Source organism: Ruegeria sp. BC6, assembly GCF_056539185.1.
In genome coordinates this window covers 1-8,332 of sequence record NZ_JBQFUM010000010.1, presented here as the reverse complement: position 1 = coordinate 8,332, position 8,332 = coordinate 1, and the positions used below count along the sequence as shown (strand labels likewise).

Here is an 8,332-nt window from a genome sequence, read left to right as displayed (position 1 = left end):
TCCCGGCAATCGGCCTTGATGCATTTTGCCAAAAGTTGCTGGTTTACGCGGGCGATGACGGTGGCTCAGTCGTGATTTTCAATGATATTGCTGCCTTTGCCGAGCTTCATTATGGCTCATCAGCCAAACCGCATCACGCACTGAACGAAAGGCTTACAGCGACTTTTCAGAAAGCACTTCAGTAGAGCGATACCGCGCATCGCAATAACGATGCAACTGCAGCACTGCAGAACTGTGAGTTCTTTCAAAATCTGAGGTCCGCTTTGGGCTCGATGCGGTCGCTCAGCCAAATTCATTGAACGACTGCATTGCGGACAAAACAGACATTCCCTGCAGGTGCTATACATGAAAAATCACCGGCAGTCAGACGACACGAGTAAAGCAAAGTGGGTGTTGTCGCGGCGTTCGATTGAGCTACGTCACGTCGGGGCTGATAACTCGGAAAACGATTGGGAGAAGTGAATGAAAGAAATTGTTAAGTCTGCCAGTCTCATTACTTTCGCTGCAGCGCCCGCGCTTGCTCAAGAAACTGTCACGCCCAAGACATACATCCGGGCTGAAGTCGACATGTCCTTCTCCCAGTTCCAGCTTAATGCTGGAAGTGACGTGAACCGCTTCTACTACATCCGCAAGCCGACGCCACTGGACGCGCAGGCCGTGGTACGGATGAACCGCGATACGCTTTATGCCGGCTCCGTGGTCGATACCGAGGGCGGCGCAACGATCACGATTCCTGAGTTTCCGGATGACCGCTATTTCTCTATCCTCATCATCGACAACGACCACTACGCGCCCGTGGTCTTCTACGAGCCGGGCACTTACGAGATCCCGGGCGACACCAAATATGTCGCTCTGATCATGCGGATCCAGATCATGGACCCGAGCGATCCGGCGGATGTGGCGCTCGTCAACGATATGCAGAACAAGTTCGTCATCGAAGCGGCAAGCCACGATCTCTTCCCCGAACCGCAATGGGACGTGGACAGCATGCTCGCCCTGCGTGCCGAGTACGAAAAGGAATTCCAGAAGTTCAGCCAGTACGAGCCCGACTGGATGGGCCCGCGAGGCGAAGTGAACGAGGAAACCCGCCATCTCGCAGTCGCTGGTGCCTGGGGGCTCTTCCCGGAGAAAGATGCCGTCTACATCAACTACACCGGCCCGGCCTCAGCGGAAGCCTGCTACACGGCGACCTACGAAGTGCCGCCCAATGATGCCTTCTGGTCGATCACCGTCTACGGCGCCGACGGCTTCATGGAGAGCGACAACAACATTGTTAATGACCGCAACGTGAGCCTGAACGACGACGGCACCTTCACTGTGCACTACGGCGCTGAGGTGCTCTGCGGCGCACAGCCCAACCGCGTCGACATCAGCGACGGCTGGAACTTCTTGATGCGCATCTACCGCCCCGGCCAGGCCGTGCTCGACCGGACATACACATTGCCAGACGTCACGGAGGCAAACTGATGACCCGAACATTTGCACCTGTGTTTTTCGTCAGCATGATCTTTGCCGGTGCGGCCATGGCTGATGGCACGCAGGTCACTCTCGACAATTTTACGATCGCCGAAACTGACAAATACATGTCGGAGCACTCTGCTGAGCATGAAGTGAACACAATCCGGCATTCGCGCGAGCCATCCAGTCCGGACAACCAGTTCGTAATCACCGAGAACAAGGATGTGCTCTATAGCCATGCTGTCGTCGATACGATGGGTGGTGCGACGATCACCAATCCTGACTGGGATTACCTTTCGATGATCCAGATCATCGACGAGGCGCACTATACTCTGCACGTGCTTTATGCTGGCGAGAGCGTCACTCTGACCCCTGAGGACCTGACCACAGGCCGCTACGTGTTTCTCAACATGCGAACCGGGTTGAAATCAACGGATGAGGCCGGACTTGCAGAGGCGCACGCGCATCAGGATGGCTTCCTGATTGAGGCCGCTTCGACAGAGCCCTATGCGCCCAAGGGGTTCGATACCGAAAGCCTTGATGTTGTCAGGGCCTCGCTGGTTGCTCGAGCAGCAGAAGCAGACAAGCCGGAGTTGTTCTTTGGCCGCCCGGAGGATGTTGACCCGGAAATGTTCCTGATTGCCACAGCGAAAGGGTGGGGCGGCTTGCCTTACAAGGATGCTGTCTACATTTCGACGATCGTTCCTGAGGGCGCTTCGGCTGAAGGCGCATGTTCCGAGATGACCCTGCCGTCCCCGCCTCTGAAATTTGACGACGGTGCGTTTTTCTCGGTGACGACCTACAGTGCAGAAAGCTGGATCGTCGAAGAGAACTTTGCTCTGAACAATCGGGCGGCGGAAGAGAACGCGGACGGCTCCATCACGTTCCGATATAATTGTCCGGGGCAGCCAAACAACATCGACGTGCAACTCGGCTGGACGCAGGTCATCCGCCTCTATCAACCGGAAAGTGCCGAAGCTATCACGGATTACGTGGCCCGAATTACCTCAGAGGTTAAGGTCGTTCCTATCAAATAGCGAACACGCACCTGCAAGTCTTACAGATCACCGCCGGGCACTGCCCCTCCCCCTGATATGCCCGGTGGTTCCGGGGCGGTGCTCTTCCTGTCGCCGCCCCGTCTCAGACAGAGCGAGACTGGCTGATATTTTCAACGTTTAGCGCATTCTCAAAACGGCCGATCGAGTAAATTCTTAGCAGTGATCCGTTGAGCCCTTTTGTCCGAGTGTCCGACATCGGTGCCCCAAAGTTCTTTGCACTGTGAATGACTGACCTCATTTAATTTGCGGCGCAGTCATTGGATTTGGCAAAAAGTTCGCTGCATTTGCGAAAGGCGAACCAATAGCACCTCCGCTTCGGGCTCTAAGCAGTCGCTCGGTGGACTGCAAACGAATGGCCGCTTTTTGTGAGAAACAACTATTACTAAGACTTTGAAAAATCCGCCATAGTACTTTCGATCTCACGGCAACCATAATTTCTGTAAAAAGTAAGCAAAAGGTAAACAAAACAATAGGTTGATATAACTAAACGCGTCAGATAAACTGAAAGAACTATCAACCTACCAGCCGTGATGGCTGGGCCGCCAATATTGGGATTGGACAGGACGGCACTTCGTTCTCGACGCACTCGATGGCAATGATCCTGATCTCGTTTGAGGTCAGTGTTTTGTCGTCTGGAGTGCGCTCCGAAGCCAGAACATCGCGATCATTGTCTCGAGCGGTTCCTTTATAAGGAACGTATCGATGACGTGTTCGTCTTCTGATCCCAAGGGCAACCCGCCCAATTTCACTATTCCTGAACCCCTGATCAACCTTGTGCGGCTGTTGGCACGCGAGGCTGCGCGTTCGGATTTCGCAACCCGTTGCAACGGTGAAGACCCAGAGGTGGATCATGGTTGATCTGCCGATCACAGAGGATGCCGCCTATCTCAGCGTGCGCGATGTCGCTGCGCTGTTCCGCATCAGCACCAAGACCGTTCGTCGCTGGATCAAATCCGGCGAACTGCCTGCGACACGGTTAGGCCGCGATTGGCGCATTGCGCGCAGCGACCTGCACGCCCTTGCCCAGCAACGCGGCAATCAGGCAGCAGCCCATGTTCTCTAAGGCCTTCACAAAAATCGGCTTTTCCGGCGTTCGGGAAAACGGGGTCATGGATTTTGGCTATAAATTCACGCCTTTGGTTTCCCGAATGTCCGCAAGAGGGCCGCCATGGGTCTGCATGTCCCCAAATGTCCCCTTTTGTCCCCAATTTCAAAACCGAAGAGGTTTATCATGACACATCACCAAGAGATCCAGCTACCAACAACCCTGGCCGAGGTTCTGGACGTTCTGAAGTCCAATCCAGACCCCGACAAGAAACGCCAACAATCCAAACTGTCCGCGATCTCGCGCATCAGTACATACATGAACCGTCCTCCGTCAGACATTCCGACTGATATCCCGCAATTGCGCAAACTGCTGGCATCGTTGCATCCCGCCGCCTGCGGGGTGAAGCCCAACACCCTCAGCACCACCAAAAGCGATCTGGCAAGCGCGTTGCGTGCGGTCGGGGTGTTGCAGGATTTTGAAGGAAAATTTGAACTGACCCCAGAGTGGGACACGTTTCTGACAACTGTGCAATCCACCCATCAGGTTTGGGGTCTGATGCGGTTTGCACGCTATTGCAGTGCCCGGTCGATCCAACCGGCGGAGGTCAACAGCGACGTAGTTCAGGCATTTCAGGCAACCCTCGACGCTGCGCTGCTGAAGAATGAACCGGCCAAGTACATTCAGTCCATGATCGATACATGGAACCACGTGATTGACAAACACGATCTCGATCTTCCCCGGCTGGACCGCTTATCGTCGGACCGCTATGTGGCCCGCCCGCTGACGGACTACCCGGAAAGCCTGCAGGCAGAGATCAAAGCCTATATCGACCGCTTGGCGCAACGTGATTTGTTCAGCGAAGGCGGTCCTGACAAACCGCTGCGCGAGACCAGTCTGCGCAACACCGAAGCCCATCTGCGGCAGATGCTGGACGCGCTGGTAACTTCGGGGCAACGCCCGGAAAAACTCACCAGCCTGTCTGTGGTGGTTACGGCGAACAATCTCAAAACAGCTTTCCGGACGATTATAGACCGGCGTGGGAACGAGGGTCTGCCGACCGGGCTGAGCAATGTTGCAGCAACTTGTATCGCCATTGCACGGCACCACCTGAGCGCACCGGAAGACGTTATAAGGGCGCTCAAAGACATTCAAAAGAAAGTTACAGCAACCCCTCGTGGTATGAGCAACAAGAATGCGGAACGCCTTGCGCAGTTCAATGATTGGGAGAACGTGGCCCTGTTGTTGAGCCTGCCGGATACGCTGATGGCACGGGCGGATGACAATCCGACTCGTCGCGACAGCGCATTGGCGGCGATGCATGCGGCGGCACTGACGATCCTCCTGAGCTGTCCCATGCGCGTCAAAAATCTCGCGAACCTTGATTTGGACAAGCATTTGATCCCTGCCCGCTCGGGGACGCACACCTATTATTCCATCCGCATCGAAGGGATCGAGGTCAAGAATGGGGAGCCGATTGAGGTCAAACTAAATGCCCGCAGTTCTAAGATTTTGCACCGCTATATCATGCAGTTCCGACCGCAGGTGTCGCAGGTTGGTGGCCGTGCCCTGTTCCCCCGTAGCAGTGACGGAAAGCCCCGGTCGCCCGCAAACTTTGGCGGTGATCTGACCCGTCGCATTTTTCGTGAGACTGGGTTGAAGGTTCACCCACATCTGTTCCGCCACATCGCGGCCAAGCTCTATCTAGAAGAACGCCCCGGCGACTTCGAGACCGTCCGCCGCCTGCTCAAGCACAAGAGGCTCCAAACGACGATGGATTTCTACGCATCGCTCAGCAACCAATGGGCACACGACCACTATGATGAGGTGGTTCTTTCGAAGTTCCGGGGGACGTCCGATGACTAACCCCATTCCTCTTGTTCTTCTTTATCAAAATTGGCCGCAGGCGGATAAAACCGCCTGGGACGCCCTGTTCGCGGAAGGTGACATCTTTGACGGTACAGGCCCCTGTGCGAGCTGGTCCGAAGGCAGCCGCAAAAAACGGTGCCAGAGTTACGGCTATTGGCTGTCGTGGATTATGCGTCATCAGCCTGCCCTTTTGGATTACTCCCCGACGGATCGCATTACCAACGATTCCGTGCGGGGATATCTGGAAGAAGCGAAAGCGCGCGTAGGCTTCATGACTCGCAAAAACATGATCTGTGATCTCTATGTGCTTGCAAAGGCCATGGACCCGTCAGGAGATTGGGACTGGTTGAACAAACTGTCCAACCGTCTGGTACATCTGGCGGACCGCAAAAGCCTGCCGAAGCCAGTCGCCATCTCAGCGGCAGACATTTTTAACAAAGGCCTACAGCGGCTCGAAGATGTGGAGAATGATCCGTCTCTCAGTGACCTAAAGCGCGCAATCCACTTTCGCGCTGGCCTGATGATCGCCTTTCTGATCGCGCGGCCCGTACGTCGCCGCACGTTGCTGGCGCTGACATCGGATCAGCATCTGCGCAAAACCTCCGAAGGGTTCGAGGTTCATCTTTCGGCGGAAGACACTAAGGACAAAAAAGCTCGTTGGTTTCCTCTGCCCAAAGTTCTGGTGCAACCGATGGTATCCTACCTGGATATTCATCGTCCGGTCCTCCTTGGCTCTAAAACATCCAATGCGCTCTGGATCAGCCAGTATGGAGACCCGATCACACCAGATGGCCTGTCGCGGGAACTGCCAAAAGTAGCAACGCGCCTGCTCGGTGTTGAGTTGCGACCGCACAAATTTCGGCACATTGCGGCGACCAGCATCGCCGAGACGGACCCGGAACACGTCAACATCATCCGGGATATCCTCGGGCATGCCACGTTGGACATGTCCCAGAAGCACTACAATCGTGCCACCGGACTGTCTGCCTGTGACGACTACCAATATCTCTTGCAGGCAAAGATGAAGGCATTGGGTCGCAAACGGTAGGCTTTCTCGCCCACCCGTCGATCTTAGGTGCGGTCAAATACCTATGATCAAGGCATTTTTCATTGCAACGGGTTGCAATCGAAAGTGGAAGACACCGCCCAATCCATGCCTATAATGGGTTGGGCCAACTAGTTTCTCAGTCCGAAAGGCCCAACCCATGCGCGCCGCAATCTACGCCCGTTACTCCACCGATCTTCAAAGTGACGCCTCCATTGAGGACCAGCATCGGCTGTGTCTACGCCTGATCGATGGCAATGGATGGCAGGAGGCAGAGACCTATTCAGACCGGGGACTGAGCGGAGCGTCCCATCTGCGTCCTGGATATCAACGGTTGCTGGAGGACGCTCGGCGCAACGTGTTCGACGTCGTTGTGGCCGAAGGTCTCGACCGGATCAGCCGCGATCAGGAACATATCGCGGCCTTCTTCAAGCAGATGCGGTTTCAAGGCATCCCGATTATCACCGTGGCAGAGGGAGAAATTTCCGAGCTGCATATCGGTCTCAAGGGAACCATGAGCAGCCTATTCCTGAAAGACCTGGCTCAAAAGACCCATCGCGGACTTGAGGGACGTGTGCGCAAAGGAAAGTCAGCCGGTGGGATCACCTACGGCTATAACGTTGTGCGAGACATGTGCGCAGACGGGTCTATCACCACAGGGGAACGCCGGATCAATGAAAGCCAAGCCCAGATCGTTCAACGTATTTTTCAGGATTACAGCCATGGGCTGAGCCCACGCAACATCGCCTCCGATCTGAACGAAGAAGGCATTCCCGGACCTCGGGGCACATGGGGGGCATCAACCATCTATGGCAATCACCAACGTGGCACCGGTATTTTGAACAACGAACTTTACATCGGGCGGTTGGTTTGGAACCGGCAGCGTTTCGTCAAAGACCCTAATAGTGGTAAACGGCAAGCCCAACCGAACCCTCCCGAGGAATGGGTAATCGAAGACGTACCCGATCTGAGGATCGTGCCCGACGACCTGTGGAACGCGGTAAAGACGCGGCAGGAAAAGACGCGCAATGCCGCGATCAGCGATGGCATCAAGAAGCTGGGCCGCACCAAGCGGGCACGGCATCTGTTTTCCGGCATGCTGACCTGTGGGTGTTGTGGCGGCGGCGTCATCCAAGTCGGAAAGCAGTATTACGGGTGTTCCAGCCAACGGAACAAAGGCACCTGCGATAATCGGCTGACGATCAAACGCGCGGACCTCGAAGATCGAGTTCTCTCTGGACTCAAAGAGCAGTTGCTGCACCCTGATCTGATTGCGGAATTCGCCAAAGCCTATCAAGAGGAATACAACCGCCTTGCCGGGTCCATTCAGCAGGAGCGGATTAACGCGACACGTGATCTGGCGCAGGTCGAGCGTAAGATCGCACATCTCATAGACGCCATCAGCGACGGTATGTTTCACGCCAGCATGAAGGATAAGCTGACAGCGTTGGAAGCGCGCAAAGCCGAACTCGAAGCCTTGATCGCCGCCGCCTCTGATGAACCACCGGTTTTGCTGCACCCCGGTCTGTCCGATGTGTATCGGGAACAGGTCGCCAATTTGACCACTGCGTTGCGCGATCCCTCTTCTCAAGCTCAAGCCACTTCGATCATTCGAAGCCTGTTGTCAGAGATTCGATTGGTCCCGGAAGATGGGACATATGCACTTGAACTCGTTGGTGAACTGGCAGGTTTGCTTGCGTTGAGAGCGCCCCAGAACGAACAAAGCCGCCCTGAGGCGGCTTGTTCGAGACTCTGTTCGACCCAAGTGGTTGCGGGAGCAGGATTTGAACCTGCGACCTTCAGGTTATGAGCCTGACGAGCTACCGGGCTGCTCCATCCCGCGACACTTTGGGTTGG

Annotated in this window: 6 protein-coding genes, 1 tRNA gene and 1 pseudogene; 7 read left to right on the top strand and 1 reads right to left on the bottom strand. The window is 55.4% G+C overall.

The features are described from left to right. The 7 genes and pseudogenes from ACR0MM_RS18540 to ACR0MM_RS18510 all read left to right on the top strand — a co-directional run. Window positions 1-185: pseudogene (locus ACR0MM_RS18540) on the top strand (DUF302 domain-containing protein); the annotation flags it as partial. A gap of 277 nt (window positions 186-462) precedes the next feature. Continuing rightward, complete coding sequence (locus ACR0MM_RS18535; RefSeq protein WP_170456328.1) at window positions 463-1,467, top strand: DUF1254 domain-containing protein; 1,005 nt, start codon at window positions 463-465, stop codon at window positions 1,465-1,467. After that, on the top strand, window positions 1,467-2,495 hold the full coding sequence (locus tag ACR0MM_RS18530; protein WP_217355927.1) for a DUF1254 domain-containing protein: 1,029 nt from the start codon (window positions 1,467-1,469) through the stop codon (window positions 2,493-2,495). The genes ACR0MM_RS18535 and ACR0MM_RS18530 overlap by 1 nt, the downstream gene beginning before the upstream one ends. An 871-nt stretch (window positions 2,496-3,366) precedes the next feature. Further along, entirely contained in the window at window positions 3,367-3,579 is a 213-nt protein-coding gene (locus ACR0MM_RS18525; protein ID WP_093965312.1) for a helix-turn-helix domain-containing protein, read from the top strand. 168 nt (window positions 3,580-3,747) lie between these two features. Continuing rightward, complete coding sequence (locus ACR0MM_RS18520) at window positions 3,748-5,427, top strand: site-specific integrase (protein WP_170530486.1); 1,680 nt, start codon at window positions 3,748-3,750, stop codon at window positions 5,425-5,427. Beyond that, complete coding sequence (locus tag ACR0MM_RS18515; protein ID WP_170456331.1) at window positions 5,420-6,478, top strand: site-specific integrase; 1,059 nt, start codon at window positions 5,420-5,422, stop codon at window positions 6,476-6,478. The genes ACR0MM_RS18520 and ACR0MM_RS18515 overlap by 8 nt, the downstream gene beginning before the upstream one ends. 157 nt (window positions 6,479-6,635) lie before the next feature. Next, window positions 6,636-8,285, top strand: coding sequence for a recombinase family protein (locus ACR0MM_RS18510; RefSeq protein ID WP_170456864.1), 1,650 nt, complete (start codon window positions 6,636-6,638; stop codon window positions 8,283-8,285). On the opposite strand, the gene ACR0MM_RS18505 is transcribed toward ACR0MM_RS18510, so the two are convergent. Further along, a tRNA-Met gene (locus tag ACR0MM_RS18505) sits at window positions 8,242-8,318 on the bottom strand. The genes ACR0MM_RS18510 and ACR0MM_RS18505 overlap by 44 nt on opposite strands. Window positions 8,319-8,332 lie beyond the last annotated feature (14 nt).